Origin of the sequence: Nocardia sp. NPDC050406 (genome assembly GCF_044459025.1) — a bacterium.
GTDB lineage: Bacteria > Actinomycetota > Actinomycetes > Mycobacteriales > Mycobacteriaceae > Nocardia.
This window is the reverse complement of record NZ_JBITIM010000003.1, coordinates 129,315-149,346: the sequence shown is the minus strand read 5'-3', so window position 1 is coordinate 149,346 and position 20,032 is coordinate 129,315. Positions and strand designations below refer to the sequence as shown.

Annotated in this window: 16 protein-coding genes; 11 read left to right on the top strand and 5 right to left on the bottom strand. The window is 68.9% G+C overall.

Features of this window, described 5'->3' with window-relative positions:
* Positions 1 to 72: 72 nt before the first annotated feature.
* Complete coding sequence (upp, locus tag ACIBH2_RS24265) at positions 73 to 696, top strand: uracil phosphoribosyltransferase (RefSeq protein ID WP_397121312.1); 624 nt, start codon at positions 73 to 75, stop codon at positions 694 to 696.
* Positions 697 to 871: 175 nt separating this feature from the next.
* Here upp and ACIBH2_RS24260 read toward each other — a convergent pair whose 3' ends face one another.
* The 3 genes from ACIBH2_RS24260 to ACIBH2_RS24250 form a co-directional block, all read right to left on the bottom strand.
* A complete protein-coding gene (locus ACIBH2_RS24260) occupies positions 872 to 2,419 on the bottom strand; it encodes a phospho-sugar mutase (RefSeq protein ID WP_397121310.1) in 1,548 nt (515 codons plus the stop codon).
* A gap of 10 nt (positions 2,420 to 2,429) precedes the next feature.
* Positions 2,430 to 3,209, bottom strand: a complete 780-nt coding sequence (locus ACIBH2_RS24255) for a purine-nucleoside phosphorylase (protein ID WP_397121308.1) — start codon at positions 3,207 to 3,209, stop codon at positions 2,430 to 2,432.
* A 730-nt stretch (positions 3,210 to 3,939) separates the two neighbouring features.
* Positions 3,940 to 5,358: an FAD-dependent monooxygenase gene (locus ACIBH2_RS24250; protein ID WP_397121305.1), complete on the bottom strand. Its 1,419-nt coding sequence runs from the start codon at positions 5,356 to 5,358 to the stop codon at positions 3,940 to 3,942.
* Between the two features lie 58 nt (positions 5,359 to 5,416).
* On the opposite strand from ACIBH2_RS24250, the gene ACIBH2_RS24245 reads away from it, so the two are divergent.
* The 5 genes from ACIBH2_RS24245 (at position 5,417) to ACIBH2_RS24225 (ending at position 10,169) form a co-directional block, all read left to right on the top strand.
* Positions 5,417 to 6,130 (top strand): TetR/AcrR family transcriptional regulator, encoded by a 714-nt coding sequence (locus tag ACIBH2_RS24245; RefSeq protein ID WP_397121303.1) that lies wholly within the window; start codon positions 5,417 to 5,419, stop codon positions 6,128 to 6,130.
* A complete protein-coding gene (locus tag ACIBH2_RS24240) occupies positions 6,127 to 6,561 on the top strand; it encodes a DUF6640 family protein (protein WP_397121300.1) in 435 nt (144 codons plus the stop codon). The genes ACIBH2_RS24245 and ACIBH2_RS24240 overlap by 4 nt, the downstream gene beginning before the upstream one ends.
* Positions 6,562 to 6,592: 31 nt before the next feature.
* Positions 6,593 to 7,297 carry an enoyl-CoA hydratase/isomerase family protein gene (locus tag ACIBH2_RS24235; RefSeq protein WP_397121298.1) on the top strand — a complete coding sequence of 235 codons (705 nt, stop codon included), beginning with the start codon at positions 6,593 to 6,595 and terminating at the stop codon, positions 7,295 to 7,297.
* Between the two features lie 395 nt (positions 7,298 to 7,692).
* Positions 7,693 to 8,988 (top strand): M20 family metallopeptidase, encoded by a 1,296-nt coding sequence (locus tag ACIBH2_RS24230; RefSeq protein ID WP_397121296.1) that lies wholly within the window; start codon positions 7,693 to 7,695, stop codon positions 8,986 to 8,988.
* A gap of 35 nt (positions 8,989 to 9,023) precedes the next feature.
* Positions 9,024 to 10,169, top strand: coding sequence for a M20 family metallopeptidase (locus ACIBH2_RS24225; RefSeq protein ID WP_397122980.1), 1,146 nt, complete (start codon positions 9,024 to 9,026; stop codon positions 10,167 to 10,169).
* Positions 10,170 to 10,229: 60 nt separating this feature from the next.
* Here ACIBH2_RS24225 and ACIBH2_RS24220 read toward each other — a convergent pair whose 3' ends face one another.
* Positions 10,230 to 10,709, bottom strand: coding sequence for a gamma-glutamylcyclotransferase (locus ACIBH2_RS24220; RefSeq protein ID WP_397121294.1), 480 nt, complete (start codon positions 10,707 to 10,709; stop codon positions 10,230 to 10,232).
* 229 nt (positions 10,710 to 10,938) lie between these two features.
* On the opposite strand from ACIBH2_RS24220, the gene ACIBH2_RS24215 reads away from it, so the two are divergent.
* From ACIBH2_RS24215 to ACIBH2_RS24200, 4 genes are all read left to right on the top strand, one after another.
* The gene (locus ACIBH2_RS24215; protein ID WP_397121292.1) at positions 10,939 to 12,342 is read left to right on the top strand and encodes an NAD(P)H-quinone dehydrogenase; all 1,404 of its coding nucleotides are present in this window, start codon (positions 10,939 to 10,941) and stop codon (positions 12,340 to 12,342) included.
* A gap of 187 nt (positions 12,343 to 12,529) precedes the next feature.
* Positions 12,530 to 13,654, top strand: a complete 1,125-nt coding sequence (locus tag ACIBH2_RS24210) for a hypothetical protein (protein WP_397121290.1) — start codon at positions 12,530 to 12,532, stop codon at positions 13,652 to 13,654.
* 434 nt (positions 13,655 to 14,088) lie between these two features.
* Positions 14,089 to 15,198 (top strand): hypothetical protein, encoded by a 1,110-nt coding sequence (locus tag ACIBH2_RS24205; RefSeq protein WP_397121288.1) that lies wholly within the window; start codon positions 14,089 to 14,091, stop codon positions 15,196 to 15,198.
* A gap of 148 nt (positions 15,199 to 15,346) precedes the next feature.
* Positions 15,347 to 16,528 carry a PLP-dependent aminotransferase family protein gene (locus ACIBH2_RS24200; RefSeq protein ID WP_397121286.1) on the top strand — a complete coding sequence of 394 codons (1,182 nt, stop codon included), beginning with the start codon at positions 15,347 to 15,349 and terminating at the stop codon, positions 16,526 to 16,528.
* Positions 16,529 to 16,552: 24 nt separating this feature from the next.
* Here the strand turns inward: ACIBH2_RS24200 and glpK are convergent, their stop codons facing one another.
* A complete protein-coding gene (glpK, locus tag ACIBH2_RS24195; RefSeq protein WP_397121284.1) occupies positions 16,553 to 18,049 on the bottom strand; it encodes a glycerol kinase GlpK in 1,497 nt (498 codons plus the stop codon).
* Between the two features lie 186 nt (positions 18,050 to 18,235).
* On the opposite strand from glpK, the gene glpD reads away from it, so the two are divergent.
* Positions 18,236 to 19,975: a glycerol-3-phosphate dehydrogenase gene (glpD, locus tag ACIBH2_RS24190; protein WP_397121282.1), complete on the top strand. Its 1,740-nt coding sequence runs from the start codon at positions 18,236 to 18,238 to the stop codon at positions 19,973 to 19,975.
* The last annotated feature ends 57 nt before the right edge of the window (positions 19,976 to 20,032 follow it).

Here is a 20,032-nt window from a genome sequence, read left to right as displayed (position 1 = left end):
GGTTCCCGGGTCGGGTGGAAAAGCGCAGGCCGTCGGCGTGGCGTCCGCGAACTCGCCGTATCCTCTCCTTACATGCGCACCCAGATCGTGGATCACCCCCTAGCGGCCGCTCTGCTCACCACCCTGCGCGACAGCCGCACCTCGAATCCAGCCTTCCGGGCCGCGCTGCGCGACCTCACCGGACTGCTCGTCTACGAGGCCATGCGCGAAGCCCCCGTGGTCACCTTCCCGATCACCACCCCGGTCGCCGCCGCCGAAGGCACCCGCCTCGCCACGCCCCCGCTGCTGGTCCCGGTGCTGCGCGCGGGCCTCGGCATGGTCGAGACCGCCGAGAACCTCATCCCGGACGCCCGCATCGGCTTCGTCGGCCTGGCCCGCGACGAGCAGACCCACGAGCCCACCCCCTACATGGAATCGCTCCCCGAGGACCTCTCCGCCACCCCGGTCATAGTCCTGGACCCCATGCTCGCCACCGGCGGCTCCATGGTCTACACCCTCGACCTCCTGGCCACCCGCAAGGCCCGCGACATCACGGTCCTGAGCGTGGTCGCCGCCCCGGAAGGCATTGCCGCCCTGGAGAAGTCCGGCCACGCCATCCGCCTCGTCACCGCCTCGGTCGACCGCGGCCTCAACTCCGAAGCCTTCATCGTCCCCGGCCTCGGCGACGCGGGCGACCGCCAATTCGGCCCCCGCTGACCAAGTTCCACCCCCTGGACACTCGATCAGGGGGAACTGGTAGCGGCATCCCCCGAGTGCGCCCCGCCACCAATTCCCCCTCGCGAGGGTCGCCCACAGGTGGACATGCGCTCACCAGGTACTGGTGGCGGCGTTGTGCGAGTGGCCCCCGCCACCAGTACCTGGTCGCGGGGCGTTACAACTTGTCGCAGAACTCGCGCAGGGTGGAGAGGCGTTGGGCGGCGGCGGCTTTGGCTGTGGGGAGGGCGGAGCGGTCGGTTACTGGTTCGACGGTTTCCAGGTAGCACTTGAGTTTGGGTTCGGTGCCGGAGGGGCGGACCACCAGGCGGAGGGATTCGCCCTCGAAAATGAGGGCGTCGGTGCGCATTCGGCCTCGGACCTGGAGTAGGTCGCTGGAAGTTACTGGCTCGCCCGCGATTTCGGTGGGCGGGTCCTGGCGGAGGCGGTCCACCACCTCGGCGGCTTCGGCGGCATCGGCCAGGCGCAGGGACACTTGAGCGCCCGCGTGGACGCCGAATTCGACCGCGTAGTCGTCTAGTACGTCGTCTACAGTGCGTCCGGCGGCCTTCAGCTGCGCTATCAGGTCGGCTGCCGCCACCGCTGCGGAGATGCCGTCCTTGTCGCGCACCGTGGTCGGGTCGACGCAGTGGCCGATCGCCTCTTCGTAGGCGTAGACCAGGCCGTCGCCCGCGCGGGCCAGCCATTTGAAACCGGTGAGGGTTTCGGCGTAGCGCGCGCCGCGCGCCGTAGCGAGTTCGCCGAGTAGTCGCGACGAGACGATGGTGGTCGCGACGAGCGCGCCCGGCGGAGCGGTCCGCAGGACGAAATCGCCCAGCAGCACCCCGGTTTCGTCGCCGCGCAGCATGCGCCAGCCGTGCGCGCCGGGGACTCCGACGGCGCATCGGTCGGCGTCCGGGTCCAGGGCGATGGCGATATCCGCGCCGACGCGTTCGGCCAACTCCAGCAACAGGTCCGAGGCCCCGGGCTCCTCGGGATTCGGGAACGCGACAGTCGGAAAGTCGGGGTCGGGGTCGAATTGTTCGGCCACCACGTGCACATCGGTGAATCCGGCATCACGCAGCGCGGTCACGGCGAGTTCGCCGCCGACGCCGTGCATGGCGGTCAAGGCGATACGGATCGGGCTACGCGCATGATCGCCGCCGATCACCTTGGGCAGCTGGGCGATTCGCGCGAAATAGCGCCGGACGATCTCTTCGCCCAGTTCGGGAACGGGTGTCCCGGCGGGCATGCCCAGCAGGCTCGAATCGGGTGCGGTGGACGCCGGATCGGCGCGGGGGACAGGCTCGGCGACCGTTTCGATGCAGCGCTCGATCTCGGCGTCGGCCGGGGGCACGATCTGCGAGCCGCCGTCGAGGTAGACCTTGTACCCGTTGTCGGTCGCCGGATTGTGCGATGCGGTGATCTGAATGCCCGCAACGGCTTTCAGCTCGCGGACCGCATAGGCGACAATGGGCGTCGGCAGTGGCCGGGGCAGGGTCAGCACCGAGAATCCCGCCGCCGCGAACACTTCCGCCGTGGCCTCGGCGAACTCCGCCGACCCGTGCCGGGCATCGCGCCCGACCACGATCAATCCGCCGCCGAGGCAGCGGCCGCGCAGCCACTCCGCGATACCCGCGCTGGCTCGAGACACCGTCTCCACATTCATGCCGTCCGGACCATCCTGGAGTGGTCCGCGCAGCCCGGCCGTGCCGAAGCGCAGCATCAACGCCTCCTCAGAGTCGTTCGAGCACGCCGCGCAGGAGTTTGCCCAATCGTGGTGCGGCGGCATGGCCTTCGGCGAGCACCTCCGCATGGGACAGGTGCGCGCCGGTGACTCCGGCGGCGAGGTTGGTCACCAGGGAGATACCCAGGACGCGCGCCCCCAGCGCCCGGCAGGCGATGGCCTCCAGCACCGTGGACATGCCGACCAGATCGGCTCCGATGGTGCGGAGCATGTGGATCTCGGCGGGGGTCTCGTACTGCGGTCCGGTGAGGCCCGCGTACACGCCCTCGCTCAGGCTCGGATCGACTTCCCTTGCCAGGGCGCGCAATTCGGGATCCCAGGCGTCGACCAGATCCACGAAGTTCGCGCCGACCAGCGGGGTGCGGCCGGTGAGGTTGAGGTGGTCGGAGATGAGCACCGGCTCGCCGACGTGCAGCCCCTCGCGAATGCCACCCGCGGCATTGGTGAGCAGGACGGTCTGCGCCCCCGCCGCGATGGCGGTCCGCACCGGATGCACCACCTCGGCGGGCTCATACCCTTCGTACAGATGCTGACGCCCCATGAGCAGCAGTACGGGCGCGTCGTTCACCTGCACGGAGTGAATCGTCCCCTGATGCCCCTGCGCGGTAGGCGACCCGAACCCGGGCACCTCGCCCATGGGAACGGAGGCGGCCGGATCCCCGATCTCGAGCGCGGCCTCCTGCCAACCGGACCCGAGCACCACGGCAACCCGGTGCTTCTGCACTCCCGTACGTTCGGCAATCGCCTCGGCGGCCTGCGCGGCTAGCATGTCGCCCACCCTAGTCGCAGTCGATCACCCATGCAGGTGCGCAACCGTGACCTGCCCCATTTGCCCAGATTCCACCCCGCGCTCCGGGGCACCGTGCCCCACCCCACCCGCCCGTTGTGCCTGGACAAGTGATCAGGGGGAATTGGTGGCGGTGAACCGCGAGAGCCCCCCCGCCACCAGTTCCCCCTCGTCGAGGCGGCGCGACCTTGGGGTGATGGTGGTCGTGTCGGTGCGGCCTAGATGGTGCCGTGGATTCGAGGATGCGCCCAGAGGGTGCCGGGGGCGCGGGTGTGCTTTGGGTGGTGTGGTGGACGAGCGGGTGCGCCCCGGGCGGTGTGGTTGACGAGCGGGTGCGGCCTGAGTGCGGCCTGAGTGGGGCCGCGCACGCGCGGCTTGGGTAGTGCCGGGGACGCGCGGTGCGGCTTGGGTAGTGCCCGGGACGCGCGGTGCGGCTTGGATAGTGCTGTCCATATGTGGGTGCGGTCTTGGTCGTGTGATCTAGGTGGCGGGAGACCCTGACGGCGCGATCAACGAAGCGTGCGGTCTAGCCGTGCGGTCGAGCCCGTGGTGCGGCTTGCGACACTGTCGTGCGGTTTGCGGGCTGTTCGTGCGGCTTCGTTGGTGCGTCTTCGGCGGTGTGGTCGACGCAGGGTGCGTCTTCGGCGGTTCGACCCACTGAACCTCAGATGCTGTGACGATCGCGTGCACGCGGGCGTCGCTGAGCCGGAAGTCAGTGCGGCTGACGGGCTTCCGGCTCAGCCTGCCATCCAGCTGTGACCCCCGCTGTGGGCGGCGTCCAGTCGTACAGGGAATTCGCGAATCGTGCATTGAGTGCGTCGGGGGTGAGGCGGGCCGCGATATCGCGTAGCCGTGCTGCCGCAGGGGTGCTGCCCTGGAGGGCCCGGCCCATGCGGCCGGAGGTCTGGGCGATTCGTTCGGTACGGGGGCGTCGTTGTGTGTCGTAGGCGCGGAGTCCGTTCGGCACGCCGTAGTCGGTGACCGCTGCCGCGAGCACCACCGCGTCCTCGAGGGCCAGGCACGCCCCTTGGCCGACGTCGGGTGTGACGGCGTGGGCCGCATCGCCGACCAGGGCTATCGGGCCGCGTACGAAGCTCGGCAGGCCGTGCGCGAGGTAGTGCACCGGGCGGACGAGGGTGGATGCGGGTGCGGTCGCCGCCAGGAGTGCCGGGATCGGGTCCGGCCAGGACGCGCAGCGGGCGGCGAGGGCTTCTGGATCGGGTGCTGGAAGGTCGCTTTCGGGAGCGGTGTCGAAGGCGTACCAGTAGACGCGTCCGTCGCGTAGCGGCATGACCCCGACCCGCATACCCGAGCCCCAGGTCTCCGCCAGAACAGGCCGCACAGCGAGAGGCGCTGCGGCGGAAGCCGCGACGATGCCACGCCAGGCCGCGTATCCGGCGTAGCGCGCTCCCGGATGGTCCGGAAACAACGCCTGCCGCAGCCGACTGTGCACGCCATCGGCCACCACGACGAGGTCGGCGCGCAGCGCGTACGGCCCGTCCGGGTGATCGACGGTGACGACCGCGCGAGTCCCGCCCGAAGTCGGCGTGACGTGCCGGTTGTCGCTGGCTGTCCCGGAGTGTGAGTTGTCGTGGAGTGGCGCGTGCGCGTCGTCGCGGATGGCCGAGATCGAGTCCTGCGACAACGCCGCGCTGGCGTGCGGTAGCTCGTTCATGTGGTCGCCTTGCCCGCCTTGTTGGCCCCTACGGTCTGCGGTCGCGGCCGCTCGCGGGCCGTCAGTGGCGACGCCGATAACACGTCTGCCCAGGTGGAGCGGCACATCCTCGATCGATTCGAGCAGCAACCGGTGCAGCTCGGCGCGCTCGACGGCGTAGAGGCCCTCGCCGTATTTCGTTGTGAGAGCGGCGGAGTCGACTCGCATGACGCGGGTGCCGGAGTGCAGCCGCGCTTCCAGGCCGTCGAGGCGGCGGCCCTTCCCGAAAAACGCTGAGTCCAGACCGAGTCGGCGTAGGGCGTGGACGGCATTGGGCGCGATGCTCAGACCGGAGCCGAGAGCGGTGGAGTGCGTGGACCTTTCGAGGATCTCCACGTGCCAGCCCTTGTCGCGCAGGGCTTTCGCGGTGGCCAGCCCACCGATACCCGCGCCGATGACGATTGCTGTTCCGGTCATGTCGGTCCCTTCGTCGAAGATTCTGTTAGAGACTCTAACTCGAGTTAGACTGTCTAACGTGACGAGTGAAATCAACCGCAGGGACCGCCTGCGGCAAGCCACGATGGCCGAAATCCGGTCCACCGCACGTAGATTGCTGATCGCGGAGGGCGCACAGGCGGTGACGGTGAATGCCGTCGCCCGCGAGATGGGGGTGAGCGGCCCGGCGCTGTACCGGTACTACCCGCGCCACGAATTCCTGGTGCAGGCCGTCACGGCGGACTGCTACGAGGAGCTCACGCGCGCGATCACGGCGGCGCGCGCCGACCATGCCGCCGACTCGGAATCGGTTCGGCTGCTTGCCATGTGCCGAGCCATGCGGGCGTGGGCCACCACGCATCCCGCGGAATTCGGGTGGATGTTCGCCACGCCGTCGAGCACCCTCGCGCCCGAATCCCTCAGTCACCGACCGGCTTTGGATTTCGAGGCCGCCTTCCGCGACGAGATCGCCGCGCTGTGGGACACGAAACCCTTCGCGACACCGGATATCGCGAGCCTCGACCCGGCGCTGCGGCGACAGCTGACGGCCTACTCGCGCGACATCGAGGGGCAATTGCCGCCCGCCGCCGCCTATGTCTTCCTGAAATGCTGGATTCGGCTCTACGGCCTGCTGTGCATGGAGGTGCTGCGGCAGGTCGAGTTCGTCTTCGACGATATGGAGCCGGTCTTCGAGGACCTGCTCACCGATATCTGCGCGGCCTTCGGTCTCGACTACACCCAGGAGCCGCGATGAAGCGGCTCCCGCGCGTACTGGTCGGCGTGGTGCTGCTGTTCGCCCTGCTCGGCCCGCTCCTGGCCGATCTGGTCATTCCGGACGTAGCCGCACTGCACCTGCACAATCCCGCCTGGCCGCCGCACGCGAAATTCCATGACGCGCAGTACATCGTGATGTCGGCACTGCTGGGCGTCGTCGGATTCACGCTCCTGCTGCGGCCCGGCGGCGAGCCGCGACGGCGGTTCCACATCGCGGCGGCGCTGGCCTCGATCACCTGGCTCGGCATGTTCGGCGCGCTCCTGTTTCCCGGCACCGCGCCCATCGATCCGGAGTTCGAGGCCGACAATCAGCTGCTCCTGGGCTTGGACGCACAGCTGTTCATCGCCCTGGTCATGCTCGTGACACTCGCCGTCGCCCTGCTCGCCGAACGCCTTGCTACCCGCGAGTAGCCAGCCGCTCGCGGCGCATTACGCTGCACACATGCCGTATTTGAAGCGTGACGGGGACGTATTCGTGCTGTACCTCGGGAGCGAGGGACAGACCGATAGCGAGAACCGCTTCCACCCGGAGTGGATCGACGAGGTCCACACTCTGCTGGACGAGGTCGAGGGGTCCGAGGGGCCTGCCGCGCTGGTTGTCACCACCACCGGCAAATTCTTCTCCAACGGCCTCGACACCGATTGGCTGTTCGGCAATTTCGACAAGGTGCACTGGTACCTGGACCGCGTGCACACCATCTTCAGCCGCCTGCTGGCCTTCCCCATGCCGACCGTCGCGGCGGTGAACGGCCACGCCTTCGGCGCCGGTGCCATGCTCGCCACCTCCTGCGATTTCCGCGTCATGCGCGCCGACCGGGGTTTCTGGTGCCTGCCCGAGGTGCATCTCGGCATGCCCTTCACCGTGGCCATGAACGCCCTCATCACCGAGCGTCTCGCCAACCAGGTGGCGGTCGAGGCCATGACCACCGGCCGCCGCTACGCCGCCGATGACGCCATCGCGGCCGGAATCGTCGACGCCAAAGCGGATGCCGACCAGTTGCTGCCCACCGCCATCGCCCGCGCGGCGGCACTCACCGGCAACCGCAAACCCAACCTCCAGGTCATCAAGAAGGCCCTGCACGGCCGTGCCCTCGAGGGCCTGGCCACCCCCACCACCCCGGAAAACCTCGCGTTCAACGCGGGATAGAAACTAGGTTCCTCGCTGCCCCGCCTGTCTGACGGCAGGCGGGGCAGCTGTGTAGGTGGGGGGAGTGACCATCGGGAAGTCATTGGCCCACTGGTGCCCACCCGGTTCGGGGGAGTCCGTCTCCCCGAGGCGGCGGTGCGGCGCTCGGCGGGGTGCCGGATTTCGGTCTGCGACCCGCCGGGCGCGTCCGTGTTTCACTCCCTGCCCGTATTGCCGCTGCGCCCGCATGTGGGTAGCCGTTGGGCAACGGGGCTGATCAGGGCCGAATTCTGGTGTGTTCAGGGGGCTTTCGGGCTGAATCGGGCGCGGGGATTTCGCCGGGGCGGGCGAGTCGGGTGGGAATTGAGGGCCTACCTGGTGCGACATTCGACGCTGGCAGTGCGAGACTGTCTCCCATGTCAGCGCGCAACGGCAGCGATGACCAGGGATATCGCATACCGAATGGTCGGCATTCCATTGTCGACCGTTCGGTGGACGCTGCCGTGGCACCGGTGGATTCGGATTCGGCCGCGGCGGCGGACTCCGCCATCGCCGCCGAGCGGGAGCGCCTCGTCGCTCTGTCGCACGATATTCACGCCGAGCCGGAATTGGCCTTCGAGGAGTTCCGCAGCGTCGCCAAGACCATCGAGCCCCTCGCCGAGCGCGGCTTCGAGATCGAGACCGGCGTCGGCGACCTGCCCACCGCCTTCACCGCGACCTATGGCAGCGGCGACCTCGTCGTCGGGCTGTTCGCCGAGTACGACGCGCTGCCGGAGATCGGCCACGCCTGCGGGCACAACATCATCGCCGCCTCGTCGGTCGGCGCGGGCCTGGGCCTCGCCGCCGTCGCCGACGCCTGCGATATCACCATCAAGGTCTTCGGCACCCCGGCCGAGGAGTCCGGCGGCGGCAAGGTGCTCATGCTCGAGCGCGGCGTCTTCGACGACATCGCCATGGCGCTCATGGTCCACCCGGGTCCGGAGGACATCGTGGGCGCGCGCTCACTGGCCCTGGCCGACCTGGAAGTTCGCTTCCTCGGCCGCGAATCCCATGCCAGCGCCGCCCCGGAGTACGGGCGCAACGCGGGCGACGCCGTCACCATCGCACAAGTTGCTCTGGGGTTGCTGCGTCAACATCTCCTCCCCGGACAGCAACTCCACGGTATAGTCGGATCGGGCGGCGTGGCCCCCAACATCGTGCCGGGACACGCGGAACTGCTGTATTACCTACGGGCAGTCGACTCCGCGGCCCTCGACGATCTGATGCGACGAGCATCGGCGTGCTTCGAGGCGGGCGCCCTGGCTACCGGATGTACACACGAAATCCGGCAGCTCGCGCCCACATATACCGAGCTCACGCCGGATGCCGCACTACTGTGTGCCTATCGCGAGCAGATCCTCGGAGCGGGCCGCGTGCCGATCGCCCGGGAACTCGAGGCGGCACGACCGTTGGGCAGCACCGATATGGGCAATGTCACCAACGTCATTCCCGGCATCCACCCGGTTATCGGCATCGATGCCGGGGGAGCGGTGACGCACCAACCCGCCTTCGCGGCAGCCGCCGTGAACGCCTCCGCCGACCGCGCGGTCATCGACGCGGCAACGGCATTGGCGAGAACGGCGATACAGCTTTCACGCGATGAATTTCATAGAGACAGGTTGTCGGAACGCGTTCGTCAACGGCAGTTTCAGCGACAGGAGGACATTCGGTGAGCACAACCGGCCGGGCGTATACCGGGCGTGAAGCGATTTCGTCGTGGCTGTCCGAGCACACGGAAGATCTCGTAGCGTGGCGTCGGCACATTCACGCGAACCCGGAACTGTCCCGGACCGAGTTCGGTACCACCGAATTCGTCGAGGCATGGCTGGTCAAGGCGGGTCTGGAACCACGCAAACTACCGAGCGGCACCGGCCTCATCTGTGATCTCGGCCCCACCGACGGCCCGCGCATCGGCCTGCGCGCCGATATGGACGCCCTGCCCCTGCAGGAGTACACCGGACTGCCCTTCGCCTCCACCGTGCCCGGCGTCTCGCACGCCTGCGGCCACGACGCGCACACCACCATCCTGCTCGGCACCGCCCTCGCGCTGGCCGAACTGCCCGAACTCCCGGTCGGCGTGCGGCTGGTCTTCCAGCCCGCCGAGGAGGTCATGCCCGGCGGTGCGCTCGATATGGTCGCCGCCGGTGCCATGGAGGATGTCTCGCGCATGTTCGCCCTGCACTGCGATCCCCGGCTCGAGGTCGGACGGGTCGGTATCCGCGTGGGGGCCATCACCTCCGCCGCCGACACCGTGGAGCTGGTGCTGGATTCCCCCGGCGGCCACACCTCGCGCCCGCACCTCACCAGCGATCTGGTCTACGCCATCGGCACCGTCATCACCGGCCTGCCCGGCCTGCTGAGCCGCCGCATCGATCCGCGCACCAGCACCGTCATGGTGTGGGGCGCGGTGTCGGCGGGCAAGGCCCCCAACGCGATTCCGCAGACCGGCATGCTCACCGGCACCGTCCGCACCGGCGACCACGCCACCTGGTCGCTGCTCGAGCCCATGGTCCGCGAGATCGTCGACGGCCTGCTCGCCCCGACCGGCGTGCGCTACCAGCTCAACTACAAGCGCGGCGTGCCGCCGGTCGTCAACGACGAACAGGCCGTGCGCATGTTCGAGGAGTCCATTCGCGCCATCGGCCCCGACGCGCTCGCCGACACCCAGCAGTCCGGCGGCGGCGAGGACTTCTCCTGGTATCTGGAGGAGGTCCCCGGGGCCATGGCCCGCCTGGGCGTGTGGTCCGGGCACGGCGAACAGCTCGACCTGCACCAGCCCACCTTCGATATCGACGAGCGCGCGCTCGCCGTCGGTGTGCGGGTCATGACGAATCTGGTGCTGAACTCGCGCTGAGCCGATACAGCTCGGGCCGCATCCGAAAGGGGTGCGGCCCGAATGCTTTTCGACGGCCGGTCAGCCGCCGAAGGTACCCGGTCCGACGTTCTTGGAATTGCGGGTGCGCAGCGCGTGCACGTAATCCTCGGGCGCCCCGGCCTTTTCGGCGGCATCGGCGATGACACCGATGTAGCGGGCCGAGGGTAGCCCGCCCTCGTAGGCGTCGAGGACGTAGAGCCAGGCCAGCACCGGTTCGGTCGCGGGCCCCTGATTGGGGGTCACGCGGAGCCGGATCTTCTTGTGGATGCCGAAGTCCGAGCCCTCCCAGCGGTCCAGGCTCTGTTCGTCCTCACTGGGCACGTCGTAGAGCACGACGAACACCCGCTGTCCCGGCTCTTCGACCACCGTCGCCAGCGGTCCCTCCCAGCCGATGTCGTCCCCGGCGAAGGTCAGGCGCCAACCCTCCAGCCAGCCGGTTCCGTACACGGGGGAGTGCGGACAGCGCTTGAGCATCTGCTCGGGATCCATGTTGGACCCATAGGCGGCATAAATCGGCACTTTAAGAGCCTATCGAACTCCGCCCCCTCGTGTTCCCGATCCCCGATCACACGGTGTCGCCCGCGGTGTCTCCGCTTCCCTCCCGTCGTCCTCGGTCCAGAATCGAACCGGGCGTGTCGGTCTGTGACGAAGTTGTCTGGTGATGCGCCGATGAGTGTTGGGACCTGGCCGGATAACGTTGAGCAAGGCAACCGGAGATCCCGGTGGCCGAGGCAGAAGCGGAGGGACAATGACCCGCATTGCGATCATCGGAGGCGGCCCCGCCGGATACGAGGCGGCGCTGGTGGCGGCCCAACACGGCGCGCCGGTCACGCTGATCGACAGTGACGGCATCGGCGGCGCGTGTGTGCTGTGGGATTGCGTGCCGTCCAAGACCTTCATCGCGTCCACCGGCGTGCGCACCGATCTGCGCCGCGCCCGCGACCTGGGCATCACCGTGCATCCCTCGCAGGCGCAGGTGCGTCTGGCCGAGGTGAACTCGCGCGTGAAGGCCCTCGCGCAGGCGCAGTCGTCGGATATCAAGGCCAAGCTGCAGACCGCCGGGGTGACCGTGCTGTCGGGCACCGGCGAACTCATCGACCAAGCCCCGGGCCTGGCCAGCCATCTCGTGAAGGCCACCCTCGCCGACGGCCAGGAGCGCGTCATCCAGGCCGAGGTCGTGCTGATCGCCACCGGCGCGAGCCCGCGCGTGCTGCCCGGCGCGGAGCCCGACGGCGAGCGCATCCTCACCTGGCGTCAGCTCTACGACCTCAAGGAACTGCCGGAGACCCTGGTGGTGGTCGGTTCCGGTGTGACCGGCGCCGAATTCGTCTCCGCCTATACCGAAATGGGCGTGAAGGTGAAGCTGGTCTCCTCGCGCGACCGCGTCATGCCCGGCGAGGACGCCGATGCCGCGCTGGTGCTCGAGGACGCTCTCGCCGAGCGCGGCGTGGAGCTGGTCAAGCACGCCCGCGCCGACGCCGTCGAGCGCACCGCCGACGGCATTGTGGCGAAGCTCTCCGACGGCCGCACGGTCACCGGCACGCACGCGCTCATGACGGTCGGTTCCATCCCCAATACCCGCAACCTCGGCCTGGAGCGTCTGGGCATCGAACTCGACAAGGGCGGCTACCTCCGCGTCGACCGCGTCTCGCGCACCACCGCCCCCGGCGTCTACGCCGCCGGAGACTGCACAGGACTGCTGCCTTTGGCCTCTGTAGCGGCCATGCAGGGCCGAATCGCCATGTACCACGCCCTGGGTGAGGGTGTGCAGCCGATTCGCCTCAAAACGGTTGCCTCGGCGGTGTTCACGCGGCCGGAGATCGCCACGGTCGGCGTCAGCCAGACCGCCATCGACAACGACGAGGTTCCGGCGCGCACGGTCATGCTGCCGCTCAACACCAATCCCCGGGCCAAGATGTCGGGCCTGCGAAGGGGTTTCGTCAAGATCTTCTGTCGACCGGCGACCGGTGTGGTCATCGGCGGCGTGGTGGTCGCGCCCATCGCCTCGGAGCTGATCCTGCCGATCGCGCTCGCGGTGCAGAACAATCTGACGGTCAACGATCTGGCACAGACATTTTCGGTCTATCCCTCGCTCACCGGGTCGGTCACCGAGGCGGCGCGCCAGCTCATGCGCCATGATGATCTCGGCTGACAGGTGAACAGCGGGTGTTGTGACGCCCGCCGCCTTGCCGCCCGTCGCGCAGTGTGATTCACTTCGCGGCGGGAAGCGATCGATCGGGCGATCGCGAGATTGTCGGGGGTGCAACCCTTTCCGGCCCCAGCCGGTGCGAACTCGCGGTCTCCCGCGTTCGCGCGCGGGATGAGGGATCGAAAGGGATATGCGAAAAGTGAAGCACCGCAAGCCGAGTCGGATCAAGGTGAGCACCTCGCTAACGGTGGCGGGTGCGGCCGTCGTGGCCACCTTGATGACGGCGCCCGCCAATGCTGTTCCGAACGATCCCGATGCCGTTCCGACCGCGCCCGCGCAGCCCGGAGATCCGGCCGGGGAAGCGCAGCCGCAGACCGGCGACGGCGCCAACGCGAAGCCGGAGAACGGCACCAAGCCGGAGAAGCCCACGCCCAGCCAGCCGGGCGTGAACCCGGAGCCGGACAAGACCGAGCAGGACACGCCGGAAACCACTGACCCGCAGGCGAATACGCAGCCGGGCACGACGCAGCCGGGTACCACCCAGCCGGGCCAGACCACGCCGGTGCAGCCGGGTACGACGCAGCCGGGCACCGAGGCCCCGAAGCCCTCGCAGCCGGGCGTCACCAGCCCACGTGTCGCGCCGCTGCCGGTGCCGGGCCAGCAGTCCCCGGCCGAGCCCGCCGCGGTGAGCCCGCGCCAGCCGGGCACCACCGTCCCCAACCAGCCCAAGCCGGACGAGACCAAGCCGGAACAGCCCGAGGGCGCCAACGAGGACGCGCTGGCGCCCAGCGACGAGCAGCAGGTCGACACCCTCACCGGCCCGCAGACCACCCAGCCGCGCTGGGAGGCCCCCGTCGTGGAGACCGCCCCGGCCGCGCCCGTGGTCGAGATGACCGGTCCGCACACCGAGATCGGCGCGAATGTCGACGGCGGCGGCCTGCTGCCCGGCTTCGCGGCCAACACCCACCACTTCAGCAACCTGGACGGCTACGTCGGCACCGTCGGCTACAGCACCCCGGGCGGCTACGGCGACGCGGGCGTGTCGCTGGAGTTCATCGAGGCCAACACCATCAAGGTGACCGGGTTCGTGAGCGGCGGCGGTGGCGAGGATCGCAAGGTCGAGTTCACCGTGGACACCACCCAGGTCAACGCCGCCAAGGCGGCCGCCGAGGGCTGGATTCGCCTGCAGCCGGGTGGCGCTGCCGCACTGGAGGCGGTCGGTGGAATTGCTAAGCTCCCCCAGGGCGATCTGCCGGTACAGCGGATCGATGTCGGCGGGCTGACCACGCAGGTGGGCGGTTCGGTCCAGTACTGACATCGGGTTGAACAGGTAGCAACCGAAGTCGTTGCGTGGGGGCGGTCGTTCGCGACCGCCCTCATGCGTGTGTGGGGAAAGGACACCGGGTTATGGGTTCCGGCAAGGAAGAGCCAGCCGACGCCGCGGATCGCGCGGAGTCGTCGGCTGCCCCGTCGGAGCCGCCCGCGAGCGCCATGGAATCGCAGCCCACGGAGAAGTTGTCGCGCGGCGATGTACCGCTGGAGCGTCCCACCGAGCGGGGCTCGGCGGGGTCCACGGACGAGGGCTCGGGATTCGGGCCCCCTTTGTCCGATTTTGGGCCACCGCAGTCGGATTTCGGACCGCCGCGGTCGGAGTCCGGGCCCGCCCAGTCGGATTTCGGTCCGCCCCAGTCCGAGTTCGGACCGCCGCAGTCGGAGTTCGGGCCACCCCAATCGGAATTCGGCCCGCCCTTGTCGGAGTTCGGTCCGCCGCTGGCGGAATTCGGCCCTCCCGTAGCGGATTTCGGCCAGCCGGTCGAGTCGGGCGCGTCGGGCTGGACGCCCGCCCCGCCCCCGCCGGATCCGGCGATCGGATGGCGGCCCGTCGACGCCCCGCCGCCGTACCAGGCCCCGGACTCCTCGGCCGCGCCGCCGACCGTGCGCTACCCGGAGCCCGAGGTCTCCGAGGCGACGGTGCGCTTCGCCACCGAGCAGCCCGCGCCGCCCGCGCCGAAGCCGTCGGGCTGGGCCGCCGCGGGTGGGATCAAGACCTCCGAATCCGGCCGGGAGTCGGCATGGCTGCGCTCCGCCGAGGCCGGTATGCCGTCCGCGACGAACCCGCCGGGATCCGCTACCGCGCCCACCTCGAAAACCTCTGGGCCGCAACAGGAGTCGTTGTCCTGGGCGGACGACCCGATTGCCAAGGCGCTGGCCCCGAAGCCCGGCGCGGCGAAATCGACCGGCGCCAAACAGGAGTCGCTGTCGTGGGCCGATGATCCCATCGCGCAGCGCCTCGCCCCGAAAACGGCTCCGCCGCCGCGTGAACCCGATCACCAGCGCGGGCGCATGGTCTGGATCGCCGGTGGAGCCGTGGTGGCCCTCATCGCCATCGTGGTGGCCGTGGCCCTGATCGCCCGGGGCGGCCCCGCCGACGACGAGAACGCGGGCGCGGCCGTGACCACCGGTTCCTCCTCGGGGAACAGCGCCGCGCTGAGCTGCCCGGCCCGCAAGGACGGCAACACCATTGTCGGCAACGGTCCCGGCTCCACCGAGAGCGGCTCCGGCGCGATTCTCGGCTTCCAGCACGGCTTCTACGCCGAGCGCAGCGGCGCGAAGGCCCGCAGCTTCGTCGCGCCCGACGCCCCGAACGTCTCGCCCGCCGACACCATTCAGACGGCCATCAACCAGGTCATCCCGGTCGGCACCACCTACTGCCTGCGCATTGTGGAGGTGACCCCGGAGGTGTTCGACGCCGATCTGACCGAGCACCGCCCCGACGGCTCCACCACGGTCTACCACCAGCGCATCACCACGGTGAACCGCGAGGGCAAGCATCTGATCTTCGAGATCGCCGAACGCTGAGGATTTGCTGGACTAGCGCCAGATCGTCGGCCCACGGGTCTCGGCCGTGCGCAGGAAATCTCAGAATATGAGAATCTGATTTCATATTCTGGTAGCCCTGTGAAACAGTGGGATTTCGCGTACCCCGGCGTTCCCACGGAGGTGTCTCATGTCGCCGATCGCTCCGCCCCTGGCCCGACGTCTGGAAGGCTTGCAGAGCTCGGCGATACGCGACCTGCTCAAACTCACCGCGCGCGCCGACATCATCAGCCTGGCCGGTGGCTTGCCCGATGCCGAGCTCATGCCGCGCGACCGCATCGCGCGGGCCGCCGCGGCCGCACTCGAGGGCCGCTCGCGGCTCCAGTACACCGAATCCCCGGGGTGGGGTCCGCTGCGTGAGGTGCTCGCCGCGCGCGAGGCCCAGCGGCTCGGTCGCGAGGTGCCCATCGACGAGGTGTTCGTCACCCACGGCTCACAGCAGGCGCTGTCGCTGCTGTCGGAGGTCCTCCTGGATCCCGGTTCCCTGGTGGTCGTCGAAGATCCCGCGTATGTCGGTGCGCTACAGGTCTTTCGGGCCGCCGGAGCCCGCATCGAGGCCATCCCGCTGGATGCCGAGGGCATGCGCCTGGACGCGCTGCGCGACCTGCTCGCCCGCGGTGAGCGCCCGGCCGTCGTGCACACCGTCAGCAATTTCCACAACCCGGGCGGCGTCACGCTGAGCGCGGCGCGCCGCCGCGAATTGGCGGAACTCGCTGGGACATACGGCTTCTGGGTCATCGAGGACGATCCCTACGGCGAGCTGTGGTTCGACCGGCCCGCGCCGGACCCGGTGGCGACGTACTCGCCCAATGTGATTCGCCTCTCCAGCGTCTCCAAGATCCTCGCCCCGGCGCTGCGCGTCGGCTGGATGGTCGCGCCGCCGCGGGTCTGCCGCGCGGTGGAGCTGCTCAAGCAGGGCGCGGACCTGTGCGGCTCCGCTCTCACCCAGCAGATCGCCGCCGACCTGCTCACCGATACCGAGTGGCTCACCGGCCATATCGACGCGGTCCGAACGGCGTACGGCACGCGCGCCAAGGCGCTGGTCGCGGCTGTGCGCGACCGCTTCGGCGAGCGCGTCCGCACCTCGGACGCGGCGGGCGGCATGTTCGTCTGGGTCGATTTCACCGACGGCACCGACACCAACGCGCTTCTGCCGACGGCCTTGGACGCGGGCGTCGCCTACGTGCCCGGTTCGGCCTTCGCGGTCGCCACCGACTACTCGCACTCCGCGCGTCTGTGCTTCACCACCTCCGACACCGCCGTCCTGGAGCAGGCCGTCGATCGGCTGGCCCGCGCTCACACGCTCGGCTGAGCGCCGGAAACCACAGGGGCGCAATCACACCCAGTCGTAGGTGCGTTCCACCGCCTTGTTCCATTCGGCCATGAGGCGTTCGCGGTCGGCGTCGGACATGGTGGGGGACCAGCGCTTGTCCTCGGCCCAGTTGGAGCGGATGTCGTCGGTCGACTTCCAGTAGTCGACGGCCAGGCCCGCGGCGTAAGCCGCTCCGAGAGCGGTGGTTTCGGTGACCACCGGCCGGATCACCGGGGCATCGACCAGATCGGACTGGAACTGCATGAGCAGGTCGTTGACGACCATGCCGCCGTCCACCTTGAGAGTAACGAGATCGACGTCGAGCTGCTGGGCGGCGGCGTCGGCGCGCATGGCGTCGATCACCTCGCGGCTCTGGAAGGCGGTGGCCTCCAAGGCCGCTCGGGCGAAGTGGCCCTTGTTGGCGAAGCGGGTGAGCCCCACCACGACGCCGCGGGCATCGGGCCGCCAGCGCGGTGCGAACAGGCCGGAGAACGCCGGAACGATGTAGACGCCGCCATTGTCATCGACCGTGCGGGCCAGGGGTTCGATATCGTCGGCGGTCGCGATGAGGCCGAAATTGTCGCGCAGCCACTGGACCAGCGAACCGGTGACGGCGATGGAGCCCTCGAGGGCGTAGACCGCCGGTTCCTCGCCGAGCCGGTAACAGACGGTGGTGAGCAGCCCGTGCTCGCTGAACACCGGTGTGGTGCCGGTGTTCATGAGCATGAAATTGCCTGTGCCATAGGTGTTCTTGGCTTCACCGGGCGACAGGCACGCCTGCCCGAAGGTGGCCGCCTGCTGGTCCCCGAGGATTCCCGCGACCGGAACACCCTTCAGCGCACCGGTTTCGATATCCGCGTAGACCTCCGACGAGCTGCGGATGGTGGGCAGCATGGCCATGGGAACGCCGAACTCGGCGCAGATATCCGAATCCCATTGCAGGGTGCGCAGATCCATGAGCATGGTGCGCGAGGCATTGGTGACGTCGGTGATGTGCTCGCCGGTGAGATTCCACAGCACCCAGCTGTCGATGGTGCCGAAACACAGTTCGCCCGCCTCGCCGCGCTCGCGCGCCCCAGCCACATTGTCGAGAATCCAGCGCAGCTTCGGCCCGGCGAAGTAGGTGGACAGCGGCAGGCCGGTGCGGTCGGTGTAGCGGTTGGGGCCCTCGGATCCGCCCAGCTCGTCGACCAGCGCCGCCGTGCGGGTGTCCTGCCAGACGATGGCATGGTGAATCGGCTTGCCCGTGGCGCGTTCCCACACCACGGTCGTCTCGCGCTGATTGGTGACGCCCGCCGCCGCGATATCGGCCGCGCTCAGTCCGGTCTTCTCCAACACCTCCGCGATCACGGATTCGGTATTGCGCCAGATACTTTCGGCATCGTGCTCGACCCAGCCGGGCCGCGGGAAGATCTGTTCGTGCTCCCGCTGCGCGACGCCGACCACCAGACCCCGATGGTCGAAGACAATGCACCGGCTCGACGTAGTGCCCTGATCGATGGCTGCCACATAGCGACGCATTGCAGCAGGCTACTAGACGGCCGTGCCAGAGTGCGGGAGATGACACAGCCGGAGTCGAACGGACATGTCGGGCGTGTCGAGGGTTAGGCTGTGAATCGGTTACCCCCGAGTAGCCAGCACGAGAGCGTCATCGATACGAATGCCGCGTCGCCGGAGTCCGGCGCGCCGGTCTGGAGGAGTCGAGGCATGACGAAGCAGCAGCACTCTCAGTTCCTGGGGCCGGAGCAGCGCGCCGCCGCCTGGGAACGGCTCGGCAAGGAGCCGTTCGACGTGATCGTCATCGGCGGCGGTGTGGTCGGCGCGGGTATCGCGCTGGATGCCGCCACCCGCGGTCTCGAGGTCGCGCTGGTGGAGGCCCGCGACCTGGCGGCGGGCACCTCGAGCCGCTCCTCCAAGATGTTCCACGGCGGCCTGCGCTACCTGGAGATGTTCGAATTCGGGTTGGTGCGCGAGGCGCTGCGGGAACGGGAATTGGCGCTGTCCAAGCTCGCGCCGCATCTGGTGAAGCCGCTGCGGTTCCTGTACCCGCTCACCCACTTCGGCTGGGAGCGGCCCTATGTCTCGGCCGGTCTGCTGCTCTACGACACCATGGGCGGCGCGAAATCCGTTCCGGGACAGCATCATATGACGCGGCACAGTGCGCTGCGAATGGCTCCGGGGCTCAAGCGCAGCGCGCTCACCGGCGGCGTCACCTACTACGACACCGTCGTCGACGATGCCCGCCACACCATGACGGTGGCGCGGACCGCAGCGCACTACGGCGCGGTCATTCGCACCTCCACCCAGGTGGTCGGCTTCCTGCGCGAGGCGGACCGGGTGGTCGGCGTGCGGGTGCGCGACAGCGAGGACGGGCGGACCACCGAGGCGAGGGCCAGTGTGGTCATCAATGCCACGGGCGTGTGGACCGATGAGATCCAGGCGCTGTCACATGTGCGCGGACGTTTCCATGTGCGCGCCTCCAAGGGTGTGCACATCGTGGTCCCGCGCGACCGGATCGCCAGTGATACCGCGCTGATTCTGCGTACGCCGACCTCGGTGCTGTTCGTCATTCCGTGGGGTAGCAATCACTGGATCATCGGCACCACCGACACCGACTGGAATCTCGACCTCGCCCATCCGGCGGCCACCAAGGCCGATATCGACTATCTCCTCGACCGCATCAACGAGGTGCTGGTCACGCCGTTGACCCACGCCGACATCACCGGTGTGTACGCGGGCTTGCGGCCGTTGCTGGCGGGGGAGAGCGACGAGACCTCGAAGCTCTCCCGGGAACACGCGGTGGCCAGGATCGCGCCGGGCCTGGTGGCCATCGCGGGCGGCAAGTACACCACCTACCGCGTCATGGCCTACGACGCGGTCGATGCCGCGTTGGTCGACATCCCGCGCCGGGTGTCGCCCTCGGTCACCGAGAAGGTGCCGCTGCTGGGCGCGGACGGGTATTACGCACTGCTGAACCAGGTTCCGCACCTGGCCGAGAAGTACGGGGTCCACCCCTACCGCATCGAGCACCTGCTCAACCGCTACGGCTCGCTCATCGACGAGGTGCTGAGCCTCGCCGACGGCAAACCCGACCTGCTGCAACCGATTACGGCCGCCCCGGCCTATCTCCAGGTGGAGGCCGTCTACGCGGCGGCGGCCGAGGGCGCGCTGCATCTCGACGACATCATGGCCCGGCGCACCCGTATTTCCATCGAGTACGCCGACCGTGGTGTGGACAGCGCCGAACAGGTCGCGCGGCTGGTGGCGCCCGTATTGGGTTGGGAGGAAGCCGATATCGCGCGTGAGGTGAGCACCTATCAGGCGCGGGTGAAGGCCGAGATCGAGTCCCAGACGCAGCCGGATGACACATCGGCGGATGCCTTGCGGTTGGAAGCGCCCGAGGCGCGGCGTGAGGTGTTGGACCCGGTGCCGATCAAGTCGGAGTGAGATTGGCCTGAGCGGTCGGAGATCGGTGTGAGGTGGCGGGTTCCGCTGTCTTGGTGG

Excerpts from the sequence above, each read along its gene's own strand:
- upp (WP_397121312.1), top strand. The coding sequence starts at position 73 with ATGCGCACCCAGATCGTGGATCACCCCCTAGCGGCCGCTCTGCTCACC.
- ACIBH2_RS24260 (WP_397121310.1), bottom strand. The coding sequence starts at position 2,419 with ATGCTGCGCTTCGGCACGGCCGGGCTGCGCGGACCACTCCAGGATGGT.
- ACIBH2_RS24255 (WP_397121308.1), bottom strand. The coding sequence starts at position 3,209 with ATGCTAGCCGCGCAGGCCGCCGAGGCGATTGCCGAACGTACGGGAGTG.
- ACIBH2_RS24250 (WP_397121305.1), bottom strand. The coding sequence starts at position 5,358 with ATGACCGGAACAGCAATCGTCATCGGCGCGGGTATCGGTGGGCTGGCC.
- ACIBH2_RS24240 (WP_397121300.1), top strand. The coding sequence starts at position 6,127 with ATGAAGCGGCTCCCGCGCGTACTGGTCGGCGTGGTGCTGCTGTTCGCC.
- ACIBH2_RS24235 (WP_397121298.1), top strand. The coding sequence starts at position 6,593 with ATGCCGTATTTGAAGCGTGACGGGGACGTATTCGTGCTGTACCTCGGG.
- ACIBH2_RS24230 (WP_397121296.1), top strand. The coding sequence starts at position 7,693 with ATGTCAGCGCGCAACGGCAGCGATGACCAGGGATATCGCATACCGAAT.
- ACIBH2_RS24215 (WP_397121292.1), top strand. The coding sequence starts at position 10,939 with ATGACCCGCATTGCGATCATCGGAGGCGGCCCCGCCGGATACGAGGCG.
- ACIBH2_RS24210 (WP_397121290.1), top strand. The coding sequence starts at position 12,530 with ATGCGAAAAGTGAAGCACCGCAAGCCGAGTCGGATCAAGGTGAGCACC.
- ACIBH2_RS24200 (WP_397121286.1), top strand. The coding sequence starts at position 15,347 with ATGTCGCCGATCGCTCCGCCCCTGGCCCGACGTCTGGAAGGCTTGCAG.
- glpK (WP_397121284.1), bottom strand. The coding sequence starts at position 18,049 with ATGCGTCGCTATGTGGCAGCCATCGATCAGGGCACTACGTCGAGCCGG.
- glpD (WP_397121282.1), top strand. The coding sequence starts at position 18,236 with ATGACGAAGCAGCAGCACTCTCAGTTCCTGGGGCCGGAGCAGCGCGCC.